General features: G+C 58.4%; 15 protein-coding genes and 3 pseudogenes. 8 read left to right on the top strand and 10 right to left on the bottom strand.

Features of this window, described 5'->3' with window-relative positions:
• Positions 1–304 precede the first annotated feature (304 nt).
• The 6 genes and pseudogenes from LOY55_RS02195 to putP all read right to left on the bottom strand — a co-directional run bounded on the left by LOY55_RS02195 (position 305) and on the right by putP (position 7,216).
• Entirely contained in the window at positions 305–1,036 is a 732-nt protein-coding gene (locus tag LOY55_RS02195) for a DUF4123 domain-containing protein (protein ID WP_223525429.1), read from the bottom strand.
• Positions 1,026–1,520: a hypothetical protein gene (locus LOY55_RS02190; RefSeq protein ID WP_109785402.1), complete on the bottom strand. Its 495-nt coding sequence runs from the start codon at positions 1,518–1,520 to the stop codon at positions 1,026–1,028. The genes LOY55_RS02195 and LOY55_RS02190 overlap by 11 nt, the downstream gene beginning before the upstream one ends.
• 22 nt (positions 1,521–1,542) lie before the next feature.
• The gene (locus tag LOY55_RS02185) at positions 1,543–1,935 is read right to left on the bottom strand and encodes a hypothetical protein (protein WP_223525430.1); all 393 of its coding nucleotides are present in this window, start codon (positions 1,933–1,935) and stop codon (positions 1,543–1,545) included.
• Between the two features lie 64 nt (positions 1,936–1,999).
• Positions 2,000–2,386: a hypothetical protein gene (locus LOY55_RS02180; protein WP_046028308.1), complete on the bottom strand. Its 387-nt coding sequence runs from the start codon at positions 2,384–2,386 to the stop codon at positions 2,000–2,002.
• Positions 2,387–3,420: 1,034 nt separating this feature from the next.
• A pseudogene (locus LOY55_RS02175) lies at positions 3,421–5,430 on the bottom strand (type VI secretion system tip protein VgrG); the annotation flags it as partial.
• Between the two features lie 301 nt (positions 5,431–5,731).
• Positions 5,732–7,216, bottom strand: coding sequence for a sodium/proline symporter PutP (putP, locus tag LOY55_RS02170; protein WP_046031125.1), 1,485 nt, complete (start codon positions 7,214–7,216; stop codon positions 5,732–5,734).
• A gap of 461 nt (positions 7,217–7,677) precedes the next feature.
• On the opposite strand from putP, the gene putA reads away from it, so the two are divergent.
• Together putA and LOY55_RS02160 are read left to right on the top strand one after the other, a co-directional pair.
• Positions 7,678–11,628, top strand: coding sequence for a trifunctional transcriptional regulator/proline dehydrogenase/L-glutamate gamma-semialdehyde dehydrogenase (putA, locus tag LOY55_RS02165; RefSeq protein WP_258667552.1), 3,951 nt, complete (start codon positions 7,678–7,680; stop codon positions 11,626–11,628).
• A gap of 257 nt (positions 11,629–11,885) precedes the next feature.
• Positions 11,886–13,688, top strand: coding sequence for an acyl-CoA dehydrogenase (locus tag LOY55_RS02160; RefSeq protein WP_258667550.1), 1,803 nt, complete (start codon positions 11,886–11,888; stop codon positions 13,686–13,688).
• Between the two features lie 106 nt (positions 13,689–13,794).
• On the opposite strand, the gene LOY55_RS31105 is transcribed toward LOY55_RS02160, so the two are convergent.
• The 4 genes and pseudogenes from LOY55_RS31105 to LOY55_RS02145 all read right to left on the bottom strand — a co-directional run bounded on the left by LOY55_RS31105 (position 13,795) and on the right by LOY55_RS02145 (position 16,362).
• Positions 13,795–14,526: a methyl-accepting chemotaxis protein gene (locus LOY55_RS31105; RefSeq protein ID WP_408980990.1), complete on the bottom strand. Its 732-nt coding sequence runs from the start codon at positions 14,524–14,526 to the stop codon at positions 13,795–13,797.
• Between the two features lie 132 nt (positions 14,527–14,658).
• Positions 14,659–15,687, bottom strand: a pseudogene (locus tag LOY55_RS31100) (cache domain-containing protein); the annotation flags it as partial.
• A gap of 145 nt (positions 15,688–15,832) precedes the next feature.
• Positions 15,833–16,135 carry a cell division protein ZapA gene (locus tag LOY55_RS02150; RefSeq protein WP_046031129.1) on the bottom strand — a complete coding sequence of 101 codons (303 nt, stop codon included), beginning with the start codon at positions 16,133–16,135 and terminating at the stop codon, positions 15,833–15,835.
• Positions 16,132–16,362: a hypothetical protein gene (locus LOY55_RS02145; RefSeq protein ID WP_027922060.1), complete on the bottom strand. Its 231-nt coding sequence runs from the start codon at positions 16,360–16,362 to the stop codon at positions 16,132–16,134. The genes LOY55_RS02150 and LOY55_RS02145 overlap by 4 nt, the downstream gene beginning before the upstream one ends.
• A 210-nt stretch (positions 16,363–16,572) precedes the next feature.
• Here LOY55_RS02145 and LOY55_RS31095 point away from each other — a divergent pair.
• The 6 genes and pseudogenes from LOY55_RS31095 to trxC form a co-directional block, all read left to right on the top strand.
• Positions 16,573–17,409: pseudogene (locus tag LOY55_RS31095) on the top strand (MCP four helix bundle domain-containing protein); the annotation flags it as partial.
• Positions 17,392–18,264 (top strand): methyl-accepting chemotaxis protein, encoded by an 873-nt coding sequence (locus LOY55_RS31090; protein WP_371916747.1) that lies wholly within the window; start codon positions 17,392–17,394, stop codon positions 18,262–18,264. The pseudogene LOY55_RS31095 and the gene LOY55_RS31090, both read left to right, overlap by 18 nt.
• A gap of 285 nt (positions 18,265–18,549) precedes the next feature.
• Positions 18,550–20,292: a potassium/proton antiporter gene (locus tag LOY55_RS02135; RefSeq protein WP_109785396.1), complete on the top strand. Its 1,743-nt coding sequence runs from the start codon at positions 18,550–18,552 to the stop codon at positions 20,290–20,292.
• A 34-nt stretch (positions 20,293–20,326) separates the two neighbouring features.
• Complete coding sequence (mscK, locus tag LOY55_RS02130) at positions 20,327–23,677, top strand: mechanosensitive channel MscK (protein ID WP_046031131.1); 3,351 nt, start codon at positions 20,327–20,329, stop codon at positions 23,675–23,677.
• A gap of 48 nt (positions 23,678–23,725) precedes the next feature.
• Entirely contained in the window at positions 23,726–25,189 is a 1,464-nt protein-coding gene (gene selO, locus LOY55_RS02125) for a protein adenylyltransferase SelO (RefSeq protein WP_223525434.1), read from the top strand.
• Positions 25,190–25,591: 402 nt separating this feature from the next.
• The gene (gene trxC, locus LOY55_RS02120; RefSeq protein WP_077432334.1) at positions 25,592–26,026 is read left to right on the top strand and encodes a thioredoxin TrxC; all 435 of its coding nucleotides are present in this window, start codon (positions 25,592–25,594) and stop codon (positions 26,024–26,026) included.
• Positions 26,027–26,082 lie beyond the last annotated feature (56 nt).

The following is a 26,082-nucleotide window of genomic DNA, read 5'->3' as shown; positions in this document are numbered from 1 at the left end:
ACAGGTTTGGGTGGCAGCCATGCGCAGGAGTAGGAGTACCGAGCACTCATGAACCTCGGTCACGCCGAAGCGTGTCCCGCGCACAGCCGCCGCGAACGATTTTATGGGCACACATTAAGTGCCGCAATCAAACGACAGAGCTGTTGCATCATGAGTGAGGGCTCCTACACCCTGCCACCACTTGCGCGGTGACAGCCAAAGACTATCGATGGAGAACATTTCAAACCAGTTCATGAAAGCCGCCACAACTTGAAGGAAACGTCCGACGACCTTGCCCAGAAATTTCGACTGGCCCTACACCCGATCATTCCAGCTCCGCCATCAAGTGCTCCAACAACTCGGCTTTCGGTCCACCAGGCAGGTCAGGCGTCGCAAGAAACATCTCGACCTTGCGTCGCAACACCCCCTCTGAAAACGCCTCGAACAGGCCCGGATGCTCCTCACTCAGCCACCGCACCAGATTGTTGATCAGGGTCGAAGCATCTTCAGCACCGAGGTGTTGCAGCAGGGATTCAGAAACCTCCCACCATGGAAAAACCTTCGATGTTTGCAACGCACTGCCACCGATATCAACCGACTGCCCATTGATCAAACACCGCTCAATCACCGGCAGCAATTCCGAGGCACTCACTTCAGCCGACTGCAAAATCGGCAGCAAGTAACGCCCATCCCAAAAACGGAAAAACACCGCTTTACCATCCGGCAGCTTGACCTGGGTGAGGCTGCGCAAATGCGCAACCACCGCCTCAAGGCTCGCCGAAGACACCGCCAACCAGCCCCAGTCTCGGGATTCAGTGGTCGGTACCCAATCCAGAAACCCACTGTCTGCGTCGACAATTCCCACATAAGGCATCACCGCATCCCACTCGGAGTAAATCGTGTCGGCCCAAATAGGGCTGGGAGCATGAGCATTCGCTAACGCCTGCCAAGCCTTGAACGGCTCGGCAGCGCTAGCGTTACTGAAGATGGCGAAGAGTTGTTCCGTGCTGTTAAGGGGATGGATTTGTAGCCAGTTTTTGATGCAATCACCGCTCATAGAAACCACCTCTAACTTCAGCCATCCACCAAACCAAATAATCCAGAGTTGTTAACAGCCAATCGACCCAACTCAAAGACTCATAAATCCACTCAACGAGGATAAAACAGAAAAATACAAAGTAGATGCTGCTGCAACTACCTCTAATCAACCATCGCAAACCAATAGAAAAATCATCGTAGTCGCGCTCATTCAAATGCCCACGTTTTAGTGCCAAGTCGCGAAACGTTAAAACATACCAGATAACAAACAATGCCTCATACCTGGAGCGAAAACACTGCCCCTTAATTGGGCTGCGCAATGTCACCACTTCAGATCGGCTCATAGCGTCGAGTATTTTGTCCATTTTGAAACACGCCAAATAAAACATCACCGCTATTGACGCAACGAATAGAAAACCTACAACGGGAAATATCCGATTGAGCACGGCTTCAAATGCGTCCGGACCTGCCCAGTAAATCGCATATAAAATCAAGAAACTCATTTAATGCACCAGCGAGATAAAATCACTCAATCCAGCCCATATATTTCCCACCAAAAAAAAGCACAAACATTGCCACCCCTCCTCCAACACCAGCTGCATAAAGAAATTTTATACAACTCAAAAGCCCCCGAGGAAAACTCAAATAATCATTTTCATCTAAGTTTCCACACCTGATCGACTTAGACGGAAACATAAAAAAAGCCCCTATACAAATCAACATGAAAAAGACACCAAAAACACCATCATCCATTAAAGGCTTACGCAGTAAAACCCCACGAGAGTTACTCAAACAACCAATTATTTTTTTTAATTGAAAGCACGCCAGATACAATTGGCCCACAATAAAAATAAACCCAAGACCAAAAAACATCCCGCCAGTGACCAAGACAAATAAGACCTCATCGTCATCTGTCATATGTATTTATCATCTTGATAGCGCGTAAAGAGAGAGAAAGGTTGAGGCATTATTTTTGCCCCCCCTACTTGAGCCACCCCATGTACTTTCCCAACGCAAAAAGCACAAGCATCATCACGCCGAGGAATAGCGATACCAGATGCATCGCTCGCAACTGAAATTTTATTTTTGACGGGAAATTGTCGTAATCGTACTGACTCAAATCCCCACCTTTTATCGACCTCTTATGAAAACAGAGCATCATGGCTATATTTCCAACTACAAATATTTTGCTAAACACTCCCCCATTTAAAAAAGGCTTTCGCAGTTCAGCGCCATACGAATTCGGCAACGCGGCAAAAATATTCTCAAGCTCAAAAAACACAAGATAGAGCTGAACAAAAAGCACTCCGATTCCCGATGCAATATTGAAAATCGCGAACATGAAATAGATGTCTTCTGCATCCAGCATCACTCGCGCCACTCGTAAATTTTTTCGCCAATTCCTTCACCAATTTCCTCGCCGATAAGGCCACCACCGACTGCGCCGACTCCCGCCATAACAATGGCACAGGCAATTGCACCATATCCGGTCCAAGTGATTGCCACACAAGCAGAGCTAGCCACCTTCGAACCAATCGTGCTTCCAGCCACAGCCCCCACCAGCTTCCCGCTTTCAGTGACTTTGACTTTCTTGCACTCTTGCTCACGCCCAGTCCGACAAACCTCTCTCACTTTTACTCCCGAAGCCGAAGCCCCCAACCCAACCCCAACCCAACCACCCAACTTCATCACTTTCCCAGCTTTACTCACCCCATCAATATGCGTCGCGTACCCCGGAATCCCTCCAGCTGTACCCGCCTTGCTCCAATGGTGCACCAGGCTGCGACTTGATATCCCCAGCGCATTTTTCAGTTTTGGATGATCCGGAATACCCACGCCTTTACGCACCAATGATCCAAGGCTGTTATCCAGCCGCCCCATCAACTTTTTACGCTCGTTAAAGAAATCCGCGCCCTGCAGTTTTCCGTGTTTATCGAAGGTGCGCTTGTGCAGGGTTTCAAGCTCTACAAGGGTCTTTTTCAAGTTGCCCAAGTGCTTACCGAACATCGCTGAACCAACGCCAACACCTGTCGAGCCATGCGAAAGAAAGGATTGAATCTCCCCATGGTGACGCGCCATAAACTCCGCTTCCGCATCACTCAACGGCTCAAGCGCTGCATCAACTTTTTGCGCTGCCTCCATCAGCAACGCTTCTTCACGCGTGCATTGCGTATTGCGCGGATCGCTCAAGACGATCAATTGACCAGGCCTGGCGTATTGAGTGAGCTGCGGATTCAGGCTTCGAAATTTTTCCAGTACTGCCGGGGCCGGCTGTGGAAACAATATTGATTCGAGCGCAGACCGGGACATCCCCTGTTCAACAATATGGAAACCAGGTTCAACAGTTGAAGCAGGTGTAACGGATGACGCCTTGGGCGCACCGCTTAAAGTATTCGGCGTAGGGCATACCCCATCCTTACAACGCTCACATTCCTCACAAAACGGCGCATCACTTTTCAGGCTCATGATCTGCGCCGCGCTCAACACCGCTGCAGGCGCAGCGGCGAGTTTCAACGGTGTATTCGGCGACACCGGCGCAGCCGCCATCGCCGGCATCAACGCGCCACCGACCTGAATCGGCACGCTGCTGAAAATCCCGCCCGGGCCGATATTGATCCACTGCCCGCCCGCCTGAATCGTCGCGCTGGCGCCGCCGTCGATGACCACTTGCTGACCGGCGCTGACGTGGAATTGCTGACTGGCGCTGAGCGCCTGACTGGTTACGCGGATGTGCCGATCACCCTTCACCACCAAGTGATCGTCGAGCTTCACTTCGGCCTGGCGTTGGCCATGGGTGATGCGCTGCTCGTCAGCCTTCAACTCATGGCGAGCAGTGCCGGTAACGACAATGCTGCGCTGGTTATCGACCTACACCTGTTGATCATTCAACACGTGCTGGGTCCAGTTTCGCTGGGCGCGCAGGTAGATTTCCTCGGCGCCTTTACGATCCTCGATGCGTAATTCGTTGTAGCCGCCGCCACCGGGACTGCTCTGGCTGCGGAAAATGCTGCGGGTTTTGTCCGCCGGCAGGTCCAGTGGAACGGGAGTCGCCGCGTTCGGCAGGCAACCCATCACCAGTGGGTTGTCGGCATCCGCATCGATAAATCCGACCAGCACTTCCATGCCGACGCGCGGGATCAGCACGCTGCCATAACGGTCATGCGCCCAGCCTGTCGCAACGCGCAGCCAACAACTGGAATGCTCGTTAAGTTGACCGTCGCGGTCCCAGGCGAGCTGAACCTTGACCCGCCCGAACTCGTCGCAATGGATTTCGCTGTCGGCCGGGCCGGTGACCACGGCGGGTTGATAGCCAAGCATTCGAGGCTTTTGCGGCCCCAGCGGCGGGCGAAACGAAACGTCCCACGGCGTCGCTAGAAACGTATTGCGATAGCCCTGAAAATCATCCGGGTCATCGCTGGTGGCCGACTCTTCCAGCACTTGCGGCTGGCGGCCGCGATGTTCGATTTCAGTGATCAGCCAGAGGTCGTTCCATGCCTGACGTGGATGCTCGGCGAGGTGCAGGAAATGTCCGCAAACCAGCGCCGAATCGTCGCCTTTACCTTCAGCCTGACGGAAGTCCGCGTTGTGCCGTTCAAGTGCGCGTTGGGTCAGTTGTCTGCCGTGTTCGCGATCAGTGAACTGGCCGGGAAAGTGATAATCCTCCAGCACCGGCCGCTGTTCGCTGTCGACTCGGTTATCGAGTTGCAGGCGCGGTTTCCGAAAGTCGTAATCGCGACGGGCAACCGCTGTGGTGCGGGTTTCCAGGCGCACGTTGAAGCGCTTGATGGCCGGCGCATCCGCCGCCATTCCGCTGCCGGGCAGGTACAGCGTCGTCTCGGGCAGACGAGGGAAAACCGTCTGGTCATCGCCGAACACCAACAGATGCCCGTCGGGGCTGTGCTGGAAGTGGTAGTGAATGCCGATCTCGGCACACAGTCGCTGGATAAACGCCAAATCGCTTTCGGCGTACTGCACGCAGTACTCGCGAGCCGCGTAGTCGCTGCCGAGTTGAAACTCGAACGCATCGCGCTGGATGCCATGGTCCTTGAGCACCTGCGCGATGATCGCAGGTACGTTTTTGTGCTGAAAGATCCGCTGGTTGATGCGCTGACCAAGGTAGGCCAGTCGCGGCACGAGGCTGATCTGGTAGCCCGTCAGACGTTTTCCGGAGTCGCTTTGGCCGACCCGAAAAATCTGACCGTGGATACCGCTACCTTGCGCATCGAAACTCAGAAACGCCTGACGGTGCAGCAGGCTTTCAAGCTCGATGTCCGGTCGGTCACTGACCAGTTCCAGGTCAAAACGGTAGGGCTGGCTGATGGCTTCCTTGCCCGTGAACTCAAGGACCTTGAGCTCATTCTGGACGCCGTCGAGGGTCAACGTGAAACGCGGTTGATTGGCAGGCGCGAACATCCGATGTGTCTCTGCAGAATGAAGGCGAGCGATTCTGCATGAGCGACAAGGGGTGTTGAGGGAGGGACAAGAAAATCAGACTTTCCCTACTTTTTAAGAGATTTGTCCTTCAAAAATCAGTGCGTTTGGCTACAGACATCTCCCTCAAAACCACCACCAATCCCTGTGGGAGCGAGCAAGCTCGCTCCCACATTAGAACTTCGATAGCACGAGATCTGCGCCATAAAAAAACGGCCCGCCTCCAAAAGGAAGCGGGCCGTTTTCATGTTCTGCAAAAGGTCAGAGCATCAGCTCATCGCAATCATTTGTTCAGGCGGAAATCTGCCTCGGCAGCAGCGAAACGCTGCAGCATGCCGTGAGTCGGCGTGCCCAGTTTGCTGACGATGTAGATCGCCAGGCTGGCGAAGATGAAACCAGGGATGATTTCGTACAGACCCAGCAGTTCGAAGTGTTTCCAGACGATCACGGTGATCGCGCCGACCAGGATACCGGCCAGTGCGCCGTTGCGAGTCATGTCTTTCCAGATCACGGAGATCAGGACAACCGGACCGAACGCAGCACCGAAACCAGCCCAGGCGTAGCTGACCAGGCCCAGTACACGGTTTTCCGGGTTAGCGGCCAACGCGATGGCGATCAGTGCAACCACCAGCACCATGGCGCGGCCGACCCAGACCAGTTCGAGCTGGGAAGCGGATTTGCGCAGGAAGGTTTTGTAGAAGTCTTCGGTCAGGGCGCTCGAGCACACCAGCAATTGGCAGCTCAGGGTGCTCATGACGGCAGCCAGGATGGCCGACAGCAGCACGCCGGCGATCCATGGGTTGAACAGGATTTTCGCCAGTTCGATAAACACACGCTCGTGGTTTTCAGAAACCGGCATGGCCACGGCAGGGTGCGCCGAGAAGTAGGCAATACCGAAGAAGCCCACAGCCACGGTGCCGCCCAGGCACAGGATCATCCAGGTCATGGAGATGCGACGGGCGTTAGCGATCGACTTGACCGAATCCGCCGCCATGAAACGCGCCAGGATGTGCGGTTGACCGAAGTAGCCCAGGCCCCAGCCCATCAACGAAATGATGCCGATGAAGGTGGTGTTCTTCAGCATGTCGAAGTTGCTTGGGTCCTGCGCTTCGATGGCCAGGAACGTGGTGTCGACGCCACCGGTGGCCAGCAGCACGATGATCGGCGTCAGCAGCAGGGCGAAGATCATCAGCGTGGCTTGTACGGTGTCAGTCCAGCTTACTGCCAGGAAACCGCCAACGAAGGTGTAGGCAATCGTCGCCGCAGCACCGGCCCACAGCGCTGTCTCGTAAGACATGCCAAAGGTGCTTTCGAACAGACGGGCGCCGGCCACGATGCCGGATGCGCAATAGATGGTGAAGAACACCAGAATCACGATCGCGGAGATGATCCGCAGCAGACCGCTTTTATCTTCGAAACGGCTGGCAAAGTAATCCGGCAGGGTCAGGGCATCACCGTTGTGCTCGGTCTGCACACGCAGACGGCCGGCGACGAACAGCCAGTTCAGGTACGCACCGATGATCAGGCCGATGGCGATCCAGCTTTCGGACAGACCAGACATGTAGATGGCGCCCGGCAGGCCCATCAACAACCAGCCGCTCATGTCGGAGGCGCCGGCGGACAATGCCGTCACGACGCTGCCCAGGCTGCGACCGCCCAGAATGTAGTCAGAAAGGTTGTTGGTGGAGCGATAGGCCATCAAGCCGATCAGCACCATTGCTGCGATGTAGATCACGAACGTGATCAGGGTTGGATTGCTTACGCTCATTGAGTTACGCCCTGGCTTTGTTTTTATGTAGCGGCGGTTGGTGAACCGCACGCAAACGACGACGTTTGACAGACGATCCAGGGTCCCGCGCATTTATGACTGATGTTTCCCCAGGAAAGCCATCAGCCGGTGCACCCGTATTTTTACGGGTTGCACCTTGGGGCGCGAATGCTATTCAACAAAGCAAATAAGGTGCAACCCATTTTTTGAGAATAAGTTGCACCTAGTCGGAAATATAATTAAAAGCAGCGCTTTTGCTCCTTTTCGGAGCAAGCACGAACGTCGACCGCTCTAAAAAGCACCAACTGAATGCAGCACTGGCGTACCAGAATTTATTTCCTGACGAGCTGCCTATTATTCCGGCAAAAAAAGGGTTGCACCCGGTTGCACCTCAACAGTTGCACGGCTAATCTTGCCGCCAGCTGATGCCACGCGGTCGTGGCAAACATGAGGATAAAAATATGGCTACCACCACCCTTGGGGTCAAACTTGACGACCCGACACGCGAGCGCCTCAAGGCCGCTGCGTCCTCGATTGATCGCACGCCACACTGGCTGATCAAGCAGGCAATCTTTAATTACCTGGAAAAACTCGAGGGTGGTGCAACCCTGACCGAGCTGAACGGTTTGACCAAGGATTCCGACGACACCGTCGATGCGCCTCTGGATCACGCCCACCAGTGCTTCCTCGAATTCGCCGAAAGCATCCTGCCGCAATCGGTACTGCGCGCCTCGATCACCGCCGCCTACCGTCGCCCCGAGCCGGAAGTGGTGCCGATGTTGATCGAACAGGCTCGCCTGCCGGTCGCCATGGCTGAAGCTACCAACAAGCTCGCTGCCTCGATTGCCGAAAAACTGCGCAACCAGAAGAGTGCCGGTGGCCGTGCTGGCATCGTGCAGGGCCTGCTGCAAGAATTCTCGCTGTCGTCCCAGGAAGGCGTGGCGCTGATGTGCCTGGCCGAAGCGCTGCTGCGCATCCCGGACAAAGGCACTCGCGATGCGCTGATCCGCGACAAGATCAGCACCGGTAACTGGCAGCCGCACCTGGGCAACAGTCCGTCGCTGTTCGTCAACGCCGCCACCTGGGGTCTGTTGCTGACCGGCAAACTGGTCGCCACGCATAACGAAGCCGGCCTGACTTCGTCGCTGAGCCGCATCATTGGCAAGAGCGGCGAGCCGATGATCCGCAAGGGCGTCGACATGGCCATGCGCCTGATGGGCGAGCAGTTCGTCACCGGCGAAACCATCGCCGAAGCCTTGGCCAATGCCAGCAAGTTCGAAGCAAAGGGCTTCCGCTATTCCTACGACATGCTGGGTGAAGCGGCACTCACCGAGCACGATGCCCAGAAGTACCTGGCCTCGTACGAACAAGCCATTCACTCGATCGGCAAAGCCTCTCACGGTCGTGGGATTTATGAAGGCCCGGGCATTTCGATCAAGCTGTCCGCTTTGCACCCGCGTTACAGCCGCGCGCAATACGAGCGCGTGATGGACGAGTTGTACCCGCGCCTGTTGTCGCTGACCTTGCTGGCCAAGCAGTACGACATCGGCCTGAACATCGATGCTGAAGAAGCTGACCGCCTCGAGCTGTCGCTGGATCTGCTGGAGCGCCTGTGCTTCGAGCCGCAACTGACCGGCTGGAACGGCATCGGTTTCGTGATCCAGGCGTACCAGAAGCGTTGCCCGTACGTGATCGACTACGTGATCGACCTGGCTCGCCGCAGCCGTCATCGCCTGATGATCCGTCTGGTAAAAGGCGCGTACTGGGACAGCGAGATCAAACGCGCCCAAGTCGAAGGCCTGGAAGGCTATCCGGTCTACACCCGCAAGGTGTACACCGACGTTTCCTACATCGCTTGCGCCCGCAAACTGCTGTCGGTACCGGAAGTCATCTACCCGCAATTCGCTACGCACAACGCCCACACGCTGTCGGCCATTTATCACATTGCCGGTCAGAACTATTACCCTGGCCAGTACGAGTTCCAGTGCCTGCACGGCATGGGTGAACCGCTGTACGAACAGGTTGTAGGCAAAGTTTCCGAAGGCAAGCTGAACCGTCCGTGCCGCGTGTACGCTCCGGTCGGTACTCACGAAACACTGCTGGCGTACCTGGTACGTCGCCTGCTGGAAAACGGTGCGAACACTTCGTTTGTTAACCGTATCGCCGACCAGTCGATTTCGATTCAGGAACTGGTGGCCGATCCAGTGGCCAGCATCGAGCAGATGGCGACGCTGGAAGGCGGCTTCGGCTTGCCACACCCGCGTATCCCGCTGCCGCGTGACCTGTACGGTGCCGAGCGCGCCAACTCCAGCGGCATCGACATGGCCAACGAACATCGCCTGGCTTCCCTGTCCTGCGCGCTGCTGGCCACCGCTCACAACCACTGGAAAGCCGCGCCGATGCTCGGTTGCGCCTCCAGCACTGAAACACCTGCACCGGTGCTGAACCCGTCCGATCTGCGTGACGTGGTTGGCCATGTTCAGGAAGCCACCGTCGATGACGTTGATAACGCGATCCAGTGCGCCCTGAACGCCGCGCCGATCTGGCAGGCCACCCCGCCCGCTGAACGCGCCGCGATTCTGGAACGTGCCGCCGACTTGATGGAAGGCGAAATCCAGCCGCTGATGGGCCTGTTGGCTCGCGAAGCCGGCAAGACCTTCGCCAACGCCATCGCCGAAGTGCGTGAGGCCGTGGACTTCCTGCGTTATTACGCGGTGCAGGCCCGCAACGATTTCACCAACGACGCCCACCGCCCACTGGGTCCGGTGGTGTGCATCAGCCCGTGGAACTTCCCGCTGGCCATCTTCAGTGGTCAAGTGGCTGCTGCGCTGGCCGCCGGTAACCCGGTACTGGCCAAGCCTGCGGAACAAACCCCGCTGGTAGCCGCTCAAGCCGTGCGTTTGCTGCTCGAAGCCGGGATCCCGGAAGGCGTGCTGCAACTGCTGCCGGGCCGTGGCGAAACCGTCGGTGCCGGCCTGGTCGGTGATGATCGCGTCAAAGGCGTGATGTTTACCGGTTCCACCGAAGTCGCTCGTTTGCTGCAACGCAATATCGCCGGTCGCCTGGACAGCCAGGGCCGTCCGATTCCGTTGATTGCCGAAACCGGCGGCCAGAACGCGATGATCGTCGACTCTTCGGCATTGACCGAACAGGTTGTGATTGATGTGGTGTCGTCGGCCTTCGACAGCGCCGGCCAACGTTGCTCGGCACTGCGCGTGCTGTGCTTGCAGGAAGATTCCGCCGACCGTGTCATCGAAATGCTCAAAGGTGCCATGGCTGAATGCCGCCTCGGCAATCCCGAGCGCCTGTCCGTGGACATCGGCCCGGTGATCGACGCCGAAGCCAAGGCTGGCATCGAGAAACACATCCAGGCCATGCGCGACAAAGGTCGCAACGTATACCAGGTGGCCATCGCCAACAGCGAAGAAGTCAAACGCGGCACCTTCGTGATGCCGACCCTGATCGAGCTGGAAAGCTTTGACGAGTTGCAGCGCGAGATCTTCGGCCCGGTACTGCACGTGGTTCGCTACAAGCGCAAAGACATCGATCAACTGATCGGTCAGATCAACGCTTCCGGCTATGGCCTGACGCTGGGCGTGCACACGCGCATCGACGAAACCATCGCCAAGGTGATCGACAACGTCAACGCCGGTAACGTCTACGTGAACCGCAACATCGTCGGTGCCGTGGTTGGCGTGCAGCCGTTCGGCGGCGAAGGTTTGTCGGGGACCGGTCCGAAGGCTGGTGGTCCGCTGTACCTGTACCGCTTGCTGTCGACACGTCCTACCGATGCGATCGAACAATCCTTCGCTCGTGGGGACGCTATCGCTGCGCCGGACGTACGTCTGCGTGATGCCATGAGCAAGCCGCTGACCGCCCTGAAAGCCTGGGCTGACGGCAACAAGTTTGCCGACCTGAGCACCCTGTGCGTGCAGTACGCAGCACAATCGCAAAGCGGGATCACCCGCACACTGGCGGGCCCGACCGGTGAGCGCAACAGCTACGCCATCCTGCCGCGCGAACACGTGCTGTGCCTGACGGAAGTCGAAGGCGACCTGCTGACTCAACTGGCGGCGGTACTCGCTGTCGGCGGTTCGGCGGTATGGCCGGAAACTGACCTGAGCAAGGCATTGTTCGCACGACTGCCGAAGGAAGTTCAGGCGCGGATCAAGCTGGTGTCCGACTGGAACAAAGACGAAGTGGTGCTGGATGCGGTTCTGCATCACGGCCATTCCGATCAGCTGCGTGCGGTGTGCCAGCAAGTGGCCAAGCGTGCGGGCGCCATTGTCGGTGTTCAGGGTTTGTCTCAGGGCGAAACCAACATTGCGCTGGAGCGCCTGGTGATTGAGCGTGCGTTAAGCGTTAACACCGCTGCGGCGGGTGGTAATGCGAGCTTGATGACCATCGGCTAAAACCGATAAACCGGGCACCTGCAACGGTGTCCGGTTTAGCAATAATCCCTGTGGGAGCGGGCTTGCCCGCGATTGCGATGTATCAGTCACCATTGATATTGACTGATCTGCCGCCATCGCGGGCAAGCCCGCTCCCACAGTGGTTTTTGGCGCCAGCCCAATCGCTGTACTACTCAAACATCACCAGCATCAATCATCCTGTTCAGCCTTTATCAGCAAGCCTAGACTCGGCCCATCCCAATAAAAGGTAGGCCGCCATGTCCGAGACGTTGCTCAGTTCCCGCAATCTGGCTTTCGAGCTGTATGAAGTCCTCGATGCCGAGGGCCTGACTCAGCGTGAGCGTTTCGCCGAACACAATCGCGAAACCTTCGATGCCGCCATTGGCACCGCCCGCAGCATCGCCGAAAAGTTTTTCGCCCCGCACAACCGCAAGGGCGACGAAAACGAGCCTCGTTATGAGGACGGTCAAGCGATTCTGATTCCTGAGGTGAAACCCGCCGTCGACGCCTTCCTCGAAGCCGGTTTCCTCAACGCCGCGCGCAGTTTCGACGCCGGCGGCATGCAGCTGCCTACCTTGCTGTCCCAGGCCTGCTTCGCGCACTTCCAATCGGCCAACGCGGCGTCGACCTCGTACCCGTTCTTGACCATGGGCGCGGCGAACCTGATCGAAAGCTTCGGCACCGAGGAGCAGAAGCGCCGCTTCCTGCAACCGATGATCGATGGCCGCTTCTTCGGCACCATGGCCCTCACCGAACCGCATGCGGGCTCGTCACTGTCGGATATTCGTACCCGCGCCGAACCTGCGCCTGATGGCACCTATCGACTCAAGGGCAACAAGATCTTCATCTCCGGCGGCGATCACCCGTTGTCAGAAAACATCGTGCACATGGTGCTGGCCAAGCTGCCGGACGCACCGGCCGGGGTGAAGGGCATTTCGCTGTTTATCGTGCCCAAGTTCCTGGTCAACGATGACGGCAGCCTCGGCAAGCGCAACGACGTGTTGCTGGCCGGTCTGTTCCACAAGATGGGCTGGCGCGGCACCACCTCCACCGCATTGAATTTCGGCGATAACGGTGACTGTGTCGGCTACCTGGTGGGCAAGCCGCACCAGGGTTTGAGCTACATGTTCCAGATGATGAACGAAGCGCGGATTGGCGTCGGCATGGGCGCGGTGATGCTTGGTTACGCCGGGTATCTGTATTCGCTGGAGTATGCCCGCGAGCGTCCGCAGGGTCGCGTGCCGGACAACAAAGACCCGACCACCGCACCCGTGGCGATCATTGCCCACGCCGACGTCCGGCGCATGCTGCTGACGCAGAAGGCCTACGTCGAAGGCTCGTTCGACCTGGGGTTGTACGCCGCGCGATTGTTCGACGACACCACCACGCTCGAGACGGAAGCCGAGCGCAAGCAGGCCCATGAGCTGCTGGATTTGCTGACGCCTATCGTCAAATCCTGGCCGTCGGAGTTTTGCCTGAAGGCCAACGAACTGGCGATCCAGATTCTCGGCGGCCACGGCTATACCCGCGAATACCCGGTGGAACAGTACTACCGAGACAACCGCCTGAACCCGATTCACGAAGGCACTCACGGCATTCAGTCGCTGGATTTGCTGGGGCGCAAACTGGCGCAGAACGGTGGCGCCGGGCTCAAGCAATTGATCCGCTTGATTGCCGACACCGCCAAGCGCGCACAGGCGTTTGAATCGCTTACCGCGCTGTGTGAGCCGCTGGAAAAACTGGTGGCGCGCCTGCAAACCGTGACCATCGGCCTGCTGACCGACCTGGCTCAAGGCAAGGTCAACAGCAGCCTGGCAAACTCGGCGCTGTACCTGAAAGTGTTTGGGCACACGGTGATTGGCTGGCGCTGGCTGGAACAGGCGATCCGCGCCGAGGAAGGCTTGGCCAAGGGCAACGCAGCGGATGTCAGCTTCTATAAAGGCAAGCTGCAAGCGGCGCGGTACTTCCTGACTTGGGAAGTACCGGGTTGCCACCATGAGTTGGCGTTGCTTGAGGCGCGGGATGATGTGTGCCTGGGCATGCAGGATGAGTGGTTTTAACCGGAGGCTGGTTGTGTGTAGCCCGGGACGCTCTGCGTCCCAGAAGCGGACGCGGAGCGTCCATTGAGGCATTCCCACGCGGAGCGTGGGAACGATCGGTTACGCATCACTTCAAGCGAAACCCACCCATCTGCCGTGCCAGATCATCCGCCAGGCGCTGCAGCGTCTGACAGTCTTCACGGCACGCCCTGACTTCCCCGGCGGTCGCGCGAGCCAAATCAGAAATCCCCTGCACGTTGCGGTTGATCTCTTCGGTCACCGCCGACTGCTCTTCCGTGGCAGTCGCCACCTGATGGTTCATGTCGCTGATGCGCTCCACCTGTCCGGTGATCGCCGTCAACGACGCCCCGGTGCGCTGGCTCGATTCAACACCCGTGCCCGTCGCGGCTTGCCCGGAATGCATCGATGACACCGCGTTTTCGGCGCCCTGTTTGAGGCTGCCGATCATCTGCTGAATTTCATCGGTGGAGGCCTGAGTGCGCCGCGCCAATGTGCGCACTTCATCCGCCACCACTGCAAATCCGCGGCCCATGTCACCGGCTCGCGCCGCTTCGATGGCGGCGTTAAGCGCGAGCAAATTGGTCTGTTCGGATATCCCGCGAATCACCGCCAGCACTTGATCGATAGACGCGACCTGATGGGCCAACTCGCCCACCGCGCCGGCAGCAATGCCGATTTCATCGGACATGCTTTCTATATGCCGGATAGACCCGCCGACCACTTCCCGCGCCTGCATCGCTTCGTCACGGGCATTTTGTGAGGCGACGGCGGCATTGCCAGCGTTCTGGGCAATTTCCTGCACGGTCAGGCCCATTTCATGGACGGCGGTGACAACCATGTCAGTCATTTCCTGCTGGCGCCCGGAACGTTCGGCGGTGTTGTCCACCACCCGCGCCACCTGCCCGACCGCAGTGCGCAGACGCTCGCTGGTGGTCAGCACTTCACCGATCATGTCGCGTTGACTGTCGAGAAAGCGGTTGAAGCCGCGCGCCAGATCACCCAGTTCATCGGCGCGGCTGGCATCGAGTCGGTGGGTCAAATCTCCACCACCGCTACCAATGGCAACCAGTGCCGCTGTTACCTGACGAATCGGCCGCACCAGCCCACGAGCCAGCAAAACCACCAATAACAGGCACACCAGCGCCACCGCCAGGCCGATGCCGCTGCTCATCCACATGGCACGGCGGGCTTCGGCGTAAATCTGCGATTGCGGCACTTCGGCCACCAGGGTCCAGCCCAGATCCCGCAGCGGCAGGCTTAAAGCGAGAAAGTCTTCGCCGTCCCGGGTAAAACTGTTGGTTGTGGCGGCTTTTTGACCAATGACGGCTTGCGCTGCTGACTCGCCAATCTGCTCAGACAGCGTGCGTTTGCCGCTGAATTGCGCTTCAGGATGGACCTGGATCAAACCGTCGGAACGCACGAGATAGACCTTGCCGCGCTCACCAAAACTGAAATTGTGAATCAGCTCCGACAGCTCTTTCATGCTCAGGCCAAGCCCGGCAACGCCCACGACTTTACCGGCCTGCTCGACTTTGAAGTCGATGAAAAGCGCCAATTCTCCGGTCGCCGTGTCGTTATCGATATTGAGGGTGCGCGGCTGGTTGCTGTCGAGAAATGAGTAGAACCAGGCGTCTTTCGGATTGGAACGGCTGAGGGTCCGATCCAGGCCTTTTTCGGTGAAGTAATGGTTGGAGGCGGTGCCGACAATAATTGCGGTAAAGGCTTTGTGCTCGGCGCGAATCCCTTCGAGATAGGTCGTAAACGTGCCGGCCTGGGCACTGTCTTCACCCCCGGCCAGCCAGCCGCGCACCATGCTGTTGCTGGCGATGTCCTTGGCGGCGGTAAGGGGCTGGACGAGGATGCGCTCGATGTCGTTGCGCATCGCTTCGATGCTCGACGGCAAGGCTTGCTCGACCAGATAGTTCTGGGCCAGTCGATTGACCACCAGGGTATAGATGCCCACCACGATCAGAATACTGACCAGCAACGCGCTGCCCATACTCAGGATCAATTGCCATTGAATACTGCGTCGCCAGAACTGCATGGAGCACCCCCAAAGAATAAGAGGCTGAAACACTGCAACAGCCGTGCCGATTGTATACAACGCAAACGACAATTTATTCTTTGGTTGTGCGCAAAGCCGATCAGGCCTGATTGATCGTCTTGGAAATCACTTCAACCGTGGCGCTGACTTGCTCTTGGTAACGGTCGAGTTCCTGCTTGTGCTGCTTTTTCATTTCGATCTGCTGCGAGCACAGATTCATGGCGGCCAGTACCAACAGGCGGTCACCGATCAGCGTCGGGTACTTTCTTTTGGTGTCGGCCAAAGCAGCCTTCAACATCATTGCGGCGTCCAGCAGGGTTTGCTCTTCCCCGGCCGGCGCCTTGATCGAATAGTCCTCCCCCAGGATCGAGACGACTTTTACCCCTGCGGCGCCCACACTCATGCGCTGACTGGGCCAGCGCTGACGCGCTCAACCAGGGCCTGGATGCGTGCGGCGGTGGCGCCTTGTTTCTCTTCCTGTTCCATCAGGCTCAACTGCAGGCTTTCGTTTTCATCCTTGGCCTGAGCCAGTTCCGCGCTCAGGGTCTGGTTGGTGCCCAGCAGTGCCTGGTTCTGTTGCACCAGGTCGTTTACCAGCTGTTCCAATTGGCTTAGGGATGCTTCCAACATTTTGATTTTCCGAGCATTTTCAAAGGGCGCGTACGATAAAGAAAAGTCACCACGGATGCCAGGGTTATTCAGGCGCAAGGCCTTGATTTTCCTGGCGGGCGACCTTCCTCGCGAGCAGTAGAGACTGTGATTGGCGAATGTGGTTCCTGCACTTCGTCAATCAAGGCCTTTGTGCGACAAAAACGCGCAGGGACTCAAGACTTTAGTCGCATGACCGATAAGTCACTCATACGTCAGCTTCAGCGCCGCACGGGCGCGCTCAATTCGGTAAACGCCATGTCCCTTCGTAATATGAATATCGCGCCACGGGCGTTCCTCGGTTTTGCCTTGATTGGCGGCTTGATGCTGATCCTGGGTGTGTTCGCCTTGAACCAGATGAGCAAGATTCGTGGCGCCGCCGAGGACATCACGTCCAGCAGCGTACCGAGCATCAAAAGCCTCGACGAATTCACTCAACTGACCCTGCGCCTGCGCGTGTTGTCGTACCGCTTGCTGGTCAATCGCGAGCCGGACGTCCAGCAGAAAACCATGGAGTTGCTGGAAACCCGCAATCAGCAGATCCGTACCGCCCAGTCGACGTACGAAAAGCTCATCAGCAGCCCGCAGGAGCGTGCCGCCTACGATCAATATGTGCAGTTGCTCGGCCAGTACCGCCAGATCGAAGACCGCATGAAGAGCCTGTCGCGCAACAATCAGGTGGATGAACTGCGCACCTTGCTCAACACCGATTTGCTGACCAACTCCGAAGCAGTCAACACCGTGCTCAACCGTTTGCTGGAGATCAACACCCAGCAAACCGTCGACACCAACCAGCAAGCGGCCGACCAGTACGACTCGGCCTTCACCCTGGTGATTACATTGCTGGTCTTCGCCACTGGCCTGACTGTGCTGTTCGCCTGGCTGCTGACCCACAGCATCACCAAGCCGATCGCCAATGCCCTGAGCGCGGCCGAAGGCATTGCCGAAGGCAATCTGACTCGCCCGATCACGGTCGACGGCGAAGACGAAGCCGGCCGTTTGCTGGCCGCCATGGCGAAGATGCAAGACAAGCTGCGCGACACCCTGCAGCGGATTTCCGGCTCGGCCACTCAACTGGCGTCGGCCGCTGAAGAACTCAACAGTGTGACCGACGAAAGCGCTCGCGGCCTGACCCAGCAGAACAACGAAATCGAGCAGGCGGCCACCGCGGTCAACGAAATGACCAGTGCCGTGGAAGAAGTGGCACGCAACGCGGTGAGCACCTCCGAAGCCTCGAAAAACGCCACCACTTCGGCGGGTGACGGCCGTGACCTGGTGCAGGAAACCGTCAGCGCCATCGAACGCATGAGCGCCGATGTGCAGAGCACTGCGACACTGATCGGCGACCTGGCCAACGAATCCCGCGACATTGGCAAAGTGCTGGACGTGATTCGCGGCCTGGCGGACCAGACCAACCTGCTGGCCCTGAACGCGGCCATCGAAGCGGCACGCGCCGGTGAGGCCGGGCGTGGTTTCGCGGTGGTTGCGGATGAAGTTCGTGCCCTGGCGCATCGCACCCAGCAGTCGACCAGCGAGATCGAACGCATGATCGGCAGCATCCAGAGCGGCACCGAACACGCCGTGGATTCGATGCGTAACAGCACCGAGCGCGCCGAGTCGACGTTGAATATTGCTCGCGGTGCCGGTCTGTCGCTGGACACCATTAACAGCGCGATCGTCGAAATCAACGAACGCAACCTGGTCATCGCCAGCGCCGCTGAAGAACAGGCGCAAGTGGCCCGTGAAGTGGACCGCAACCTGGTGAACATCCGTGATTTGTCGGTGCAGTCGGCGACCGGGGCCAACCAGACGAGCGCGGCAAGTAATGAGTTGTCGCGATTGGCGCTGGACCTGAACAACATGGTTGGACGGTTTAGCCTGTAACAGCCAATACACCGCTCCTTGTAGCAGCTGGCGCAGCCTGCGTTCGGCTGCGAAGCAGTCGTGATTCTGGCTACCGGATCTGCCAGACAGACCACGAATGACCATTTGACGACTGCTGCGCAGCCGAACGCAGGCTGCGCCAGCTGCTACAGGGTTAGTCTTGCCATCGCGGCGTACCCATGCAAAAACCTTTTTGACAGCATCACATTTCAACAGGTTAGAATCGCTGGCACGCAGACTGCATGGTCAGTTTTCGCCCGCCTTTCCGTCTCTGGAGTACTGCCTTTGAATGCAATCACCATCAACAGCCTGTTTCTGATCGGCGCGTTGCTGGTAGGTGCGAGCATTCTGGTGAGTTCACTTTCATCCCGCCTCGGCATCCCGATTCTGGTGATTATCTTGGCCGTGGGCATGGCCGCCGGTGTCGACGGTGGCGGCATTATTTTTGATAACTACCCCACGGCTTATCTGGTCGGCAACCTCGCGCTGGCGGTGATCCTGCTCGATGGTGGTTTACGAACCCGAGTCGCAAGTTTCCGCGTTGCGCTGTGGCCGGCGCTGTCGCTGGCCACCGTCGGGGTGTTAATTACCACCGCGTTGACCGGCATGGTCGCGGCCTGGCTGTTTAACCTGAGCATCATTCAGGGCCTGCTGATCGGTGCGATTGTCGGCTCGACCGACGCCGCAGCGGTGTTCTCGCTGTTGGGTGGCAAAGGCCTGAACGAACGGGTCACCGCCAGCCTCGAAATCGAATCCGGCAGCAACGACCCGATGGCGGTGTTCCTCACCGTGACCCTGATCGACATGCTAGCCAGCGGTGAAACCGGCCTGCACTGGAGCCTGCTGGCGCACTTCGTGCGCGAGTTCGGTATCGGTGCCGTCGTCGGCCTCGGCGGCGGCTGGCTGATGCTGCAACTGGTCAACCGCATCAACCTGGCCAACGGTCTTTATCCAATTCTGGTGATTGCCGGTGGCCTGGTCGTGTTTGCCCTGACTAACGCCCTGCATGGCAGCGGCTTCCTCGCGGTTTATCTGTGTGGCCTGGTCATCGGCAACCGCCCGGTGCGCAGCCGGCACGGCATTTTGCACATGCTCGACGGTATGGCATGGCTGGCACAGATCGGCATGTTCCTGGTGTTGGGGCTGTTGGTTACACCGCATGATCTGCTGCCGATCGCCCTGCCCGCCCTGGGTCTGGCGCTGTGGATGATTCTGTTCGCCCGGCCGCTGTCGGTGCTGGTCGGTTTGCTGCCGTTCAAGGCGTTCCATGGTCGCGAAAAGGCGTTCATTTCCTGGGTTGGCTTGCGCGGCGCGGTCCCGATCATTCTGGCGGTGTTCCCGCTGATGGCCGGCCTGCCCAACGCCCAGCTCTATTTCAATCTGGCCTTCTTTATCGTGCTGGTGTCACTGCTGGTGCAGGGCACGAGCCTGCCGTGGATTGCCAAGCTGCTGAAAGTGACGGTGCCACCAGAGCCCGCACCGATCTCGCGCTCCGCTCTGGAAGTGCATGTCACCAGCGAGTGGGAGCTGTTCATTTATCGCCTCGGCGCCGAGAAATGGTGCATCGGCTCGCCCCTGCGTGAACTGAAAATGCCCGAAGGCACGCGGATCGCGGCCCTGTTTCGTGGCCAGCAATTGCTCCATCCGTCGGGTAGTACGGTGCTCGAAGTCGACGATTTGCTCTGTGTCATCGGCCATGAACACAACCTGCCGGCCCTCGGAAAACTCTTCAGCCAGGCGCCGCAGCGGGGTCTGGATTTGCGCTTCTTCGGCGACTTCGTCCTCGAAGGAGATGCCCAACTGGGCGCGGTTGCGGCGCTGTACGGGTTGAAAGTCGAAGGCATCGATCCGGGCATGTCGCTCGGCCACTTCATCGCCCAGAAAGTGGGGGGCGCGCCTGTCGTCGGTGACCAGGTGGAGTGGAACAACACCATTTGGACCGTCGCGGTCATGGAAGGGAACAAGATCGGCAAAGTGGGCGTCAGATTCCCCGAAGGAAGTCGCCCCGGTCCGGGACTCTTCCTCTAAACTCCACTCTTCGTCTCGTTTTCGATCGGTCTCTATGTCAAGCCTGCGTAACTTTTTCATCCTGGCCCTGCTGGGCCTGAGCCTCTCCATCGGCACGCTGCAAGCGGCCGAGCCGCCGACCAGCGAAGCCGTGCAAGCGAGCCTGGACAAGATCGCCGACCGCAAGCTGCCGGAAGCCGATCAAAAAGCGTTGCAAGCCACGCTGCAGAACACGCTCACCCAGCTCAACAACCGGCAAGACAACGAACAAAAACTGGCCGATTTGAAGCAACAGCTGGCTACCGCGCCAAAGCAGAACATCGAAAATCAGCGTGAACTGGCTCGTCTGAAGGCCACCAAACCGCAACCTGTGGCCCAACGCTTCGCCAACCTGTCGATCCCGCAACTCGAACAAATGCTCACTGAGCGCTCCACCCAGCAAAGCGACCTGCAAAAAGCCCTGTCCGACGCCAACAGTCTGGTCATTACCGCCCAGACACGTCCCGAACGTGCCCAAGCCGAGATTTCTGCCAGCCAGACCCGAATCCAGCAGATCAACAACATCCTCAAGGCGGGCAAGGACGCGGGCAAAACCTTGAGCGGCGAACAGCGCGACTTGCTCAATGCCGAACTCGCGGCACTGAATGCGCTGATTCCGCTGCGTCGCCAGGAACTGGCCGGCAACAGTCAGTTGCAGGACCTGGGCAACAGCCAGCACGATTTACTGTCGGAAAAATCCGATCGCCTGGATCAGGAAATCCAGGAGCTGCAAACCCTGATCAACCAGAAACGCCTGGCTCAGTCCCAGCAAACGGTGACCCAGCAATCCATCGAGGCGCAGAAATCCGGTGGCAGCAGCCTGTTGGCCAGCGAAAGCGCGGCCAACCTGAAGCTCTCCGACTACCTGCTCAAAAGCACGGACCGACTCAACGAAGTCACCCAGCAAAACCTGCAAACCAAACAGCAACTGGACAACGTAACCCAAAGCGATTCGGCCCTGGACGAGCAAATCAACGTGCTCAAGGGCAGCCTGCTGCTCTCCAAGATTCTCTACAAACAGAAGCAGTCCCTGCCGCGTTTGAGGCTCGACCGTAACCTCGCCGATCAGATCGCCGACATTCGTCTCTATCAATTTGAAGTCAGCCAACAACGCGAACTGTTGAGCAACCCGGCGACTTACGTCGATAACCTGTTGGCGAGCCAACCACCGGAACAAGTCACCCCGCAACTGCGCAAGAGCCTGCTGGAACTGGCCAACACCCGCGCCGACTTGCTGGAGCGGCTGAACCGTGAGTTGAGCGCCGTGCTCAATGAATCCATCACCCTGCAACTCAATCAGAAACAACTGTTGAGTACCGCGCAAAGCCTGCGGGCGACGCTCGATGAGCAAATGTTCTGGATCCCCAGCAACAAGCCGCTGGATCTGGAATGGATACGCGCCGTTCCGGAGCGATTGCAGCGCCAAGTCATGACCTTGCCGTGGACGTCCAGCCTGATCGAGTTGAGCGATGGCCTGATTCAACGACCGCTGCTGTTTCTGCCGCTGGTGCTGCTGATCGGCGCCCTGTTGTGGCGACGTAAAAGCTTGTATGCCCGACTGAACAAGGTTCACAAGGACATCGGCCACTTCAAGCGCGACAGCCAGTGGCATACGCCTCAGGCCATTCTGGTCAATATTTTGCTGGCGCTGCCGGTCGCGCTCGGCCTGGCCTTGTGCGGCCTCGCCTTGCAAATCGATGCCCGCGGGCAGAACGCCAACATGGGTTCAGCGCTGTTGCAAATGGCACAGGCCTGGTTGGTGTTCTACACCGCCTACCGGATCCTCGCGCCGGGTGGCGTGGCTGAGTTGCATTTCCGCTGGGAGAAACCTCAGGTCGAATTCCTTCGGGGCTGGATCCGTCGCCTCGGTGTGGTAGTGATGGCGCTGGTGGCGGTGGTGGCGGTTGCCGAGCTGCAACCGGCAACGCTGGCGGACGACGTGCTGGGCATGCCGGTGGTGTTGATCTGCTACGCCTTGATGGCCTGGCTGCTCAGCCGCTTGCTGATGCGCAGCCCGACGCATGAAAACGCTTCGTTGTTCCGAAAACTGCTGGGGATTCTGTTCACCGCCTTGCCGGTCGCGCTGTTCGTGGCCGTGTGCTTCGGCTACTACTACACCGCGCTCAAACTCAGTGACCGATTGATCAATACCCTTTACCTGCTGATGTTCTGGCTGGTCATCGAAGCCACCTTCGTGCGCGGCCTCAGCGTTGCGGCACGCCGCCTGGCTTACCAGCGCGCCCTGACCAAACGTCAGGCCGCGAAAGAGGCCGGTGACGGCGAAGCGGTGATCGAAGAGCCGACACTGGACATCGAAAAGGTCAACGAACAATCGTTGCGACTGATCCGCCTGGCACTGCTCGGCGGCTTCATCGGGGCGTTGTACTGGGCCTGGTCCGACCTGATTTCAGTGTTCTCGTACCTGGACAACATCACCCTCTACGAATACACCAGCGGCACTGGCGCGGCCATGAGCATGGTGCCGATCAGTATCGGCGACATGCTCGGTGCGTTGATCATCATCGGCATCACCTTCGCCCTGGCGCGCAACTTGCCAGGTTTGCTGGAAGTGTTTGTGTTGTCGAAGCTGAATCTGGCTCAAGGCAGCGCCTATGCCACGACCACGCTGCTGTCCTACGTGATCGCCGGGATCGGTTTCGTCTCGACCCTGTCGACCCTCGGCGTGAGCTGGGACAAGTTGCAATGGCTGGTGGCAGCGCTTTCGGTCGGCCTGGGTTTCGGGATGCAGGAGATCTTTGCGAACTTCATCTCCGGCATCATGATCCTGTTCGAGCGCCCGGTACGGATCGGCGACACCATTACCATCGGCAACCTGTCAGGCACGGTCAGCAAGATCCGCATCCGCGCCACGACCATTACCGACTTCGACCGCAAGGACATCATTGTCCCGAACAAGACGTTCATTACCGGGCAACTGATCAACTGGTCGCTGACCGACACCATCACCCGGGTAACGCTCAAGCTCGGCGTCGATTACGGCTCGGACCTGGACCTGGTCAAGGAGCTGCTGCTCAAGGCTGCCCGCGATAATCCGCGCGTGCTCAAGGATCCGGAACCGCACGTGTACTTCCTGAACTTCGGTGAAAGCACCCTCGACCATGAATTACGCATGCACGTGCGCGACCTTGGCGACCGAAATCCTGTGCTCGACGAGGTCAACCGCTTCATCAACCGCGAGTTCAAGAAGCAGCACATCAACATCTCGTTCCGGCAGATGGAGGTTTACCTCAAGAACCTTCAGGGCCAGGAATACAAGATGGTGCCGATCGAACCGGAAGCGAAAACCATCGTGCCGCTGGTCGATGGCCAACCGCCCCAGGAACCACCGGCCGCCAAGCTCGACTAACCGGCTTATCCCTAGCAGAATGCTCGGACATTCTGCTGGAGATGGCCGTTGAAAGCCCTCGACGAACTGACCTTCGATAATCGTTTCGCCCGCTTGGGCGATACGTTTTCCGCCCATGTGCTGCCCGAGCCCATCGACAACCCGCGCCTCGTGGTTGCGAGCCCTGCGGCCATGGCGCTGCTTGATCTCGACCCGGCCGCGGCCGACACACCAGAGTTTGCCGAACTGTTCGGCGGCCATAAGCTCTGGGCTGACGCGGTGCCGAGGGCGATGGTGTATTCCGGTCATCAGTTCGGCTCCTACAACCCGCAACTGGGCGACGGGCGCGGCCTGCTGCTGGGCGAGGTGTACAACCAGGCCGGCGAGCATTGGGACCTGCACCTCAAGGGTGCCGGCCAGACGCCTTTTTCGCGCATGGGTGATGGACGAGCGGTACTTCGCTCTTCGATCCGCGAGTTTCTCGCCTCTGAGGCGCTGCATGCCCTGAACATCCCGACCACCCGCGCGCTGTGCGTCGTTGGCTCCGACACGCCGGTCTGGCGCGAGAAACAGGAACGCGCCGCGATGGTCCTGCGCCTGGCGCCAAGCCACGTGCGCTTTGGGCATTTCGAATATTTCTACTACACCAAACGTCCCGAAATGCAGAAAGAACTCGGTGAACATGTGCTGGCCATGCATTTCGCCGAATGCCTGGAACAGCCGGAACCCTACCTGGCGATGTTCCGTGAAATCGTCGAGCGCAACGCCGAACTGATCGCCAAGTGGCAGGCTTATGGCTTCTGCCACGGGGTGATGAACACCGACAACATGTCGATCCTCGGCATCACCTTCGACTTCGGCCCCTTCGCCTTCCTCGACGACTTTGATGCCAACTTCATCTGCAACCACTCCGACGACCAGGGTCGCTACTCCTTCAGCAATCAGGTGCCGATCGGTCAATGGAACCTCAGCGCGCTGGCCCAGGCCCTGACCCCGTTCATCAGCGTCGAGGCCCTGCGCGAAACCCTCGGCCTGTATTTGCCGCTGTTCCAGGCCCACTATCTGGACCTGATGCGCCGCCGCCTCGGTTTCACCACCGCGCAAGACGATGACCAGAAGCTACTCGAGCACCTGCTGCAACTGATGCAGAACAGTGGCGTCGATTACACCCTGTTCTTCCGCCGCCTCGGGGAAGAGTCCCCGGAACAGGCGGTCGCCCGCTTGCGCGATGACTTCGTCGACATCAAGGGGTTCGATGCCTGGGGCGAGCTTTACGTCGCCCGGGTAGCCCACGAAGGCGAAGCCGATCAGCAACAGCGTCGCCAAAGGATGCATGCGGTCAATCCGCTGTACATCCTGCGTAACTATCTGGCGCAGAAAGCCATTGATGCGGCAGAGAGCGGCGACTATTCAGAGGTACGTCGGCTGCACACCGTGCTGAGCAATCCGTTCGAGGAACAGCCGGGAATGGACAGTTATGCCGAACGGCCGCCGGAGTGGGGCAAGCATTTGGAGATCAGTTGTTCGTCGTGAGTCAACAAGGCTTCACGTATGGCGCTTTCCTGCTTCTGACTCTGATCGAAACTCAGATCACGCCAAACATCTTCAAGCCCCACAAAGCCTCCGTCTCGCGCAAACGCAGTCTCGACATTTAGAGTTTTGATGCGCTTGGCGTTGGTTAGGAGCTCTAGGATTGAAAAACGCTGAGGGGATCTAGCCGTCATTGGTACAAAGGACTCCAAAGTAAAATCGCCAGTTCGAAACTGCTGCGGAAAAGACTAAAGGTGTAATTTTTCGCCGTATATCAGCAGGAGAGTCAATACATGTAGTCCCTGTCCGCAACTGAAGAAAGCTAAGGACTACACGTTACAGCCTTGATAAACGCGATGCTCGACTCCAGAACTGGCACATAGACTGTCCAACTCAGAGCCAACCATGACCGACCCACTCCTCATCCCCTGCCCCCACTGCAACGGCCTCAACCGCATCCCCGCCGAGCGCCTCAACGATCATCCAAAGTGCGGTCGCTGCAAGGCCGAGGTCTTGCTGAGCAAGCCGTTTGAATTGAAGCAAGGCGATTACGCCAGCCAGATCAAAGGCGACCTGCCGTTGCTGGTTGACGTGTGGGCGGACTGGTGCGGGCCGTGCAAATCGTTTGCGCCGGTGTTCGAGCAGGCAGCGGGGCAATTGGCAGGTAAGTGCCGGCTGGCGAAACTGGACAGCGAGGCAAACCAGCAGTTGTCGGCGCAGTTGGGGATTCGCTCGATTCCGAGCCTGATTCTGTTCAAGAACGGCCGGGAAGTGGCGCGCCAGAGCGGGGCTTTTCCGTTACCTCAATTGATGAGCTGGTTGCGTAGCCAGGGGATTTAAACCAGTTCGAATCAAATGTGGGAGCCTGCTCACGCCCACATTTGCTCGGTGGCACT

It is taken from the genome of Pseudomonas sp. B21-040 (genome assembly GCF_024748695.1).
GTDB lineage: Bacteria > Pseudomonadota > Gammaproteobacteria > Pseudomonadales > Pseudomonadaceae > Aquipseudomonas.
Note: the sequence above shows the minus strand (reverse complement) of the source record. Positions and strands in the feature narration are given on the sequence as shown.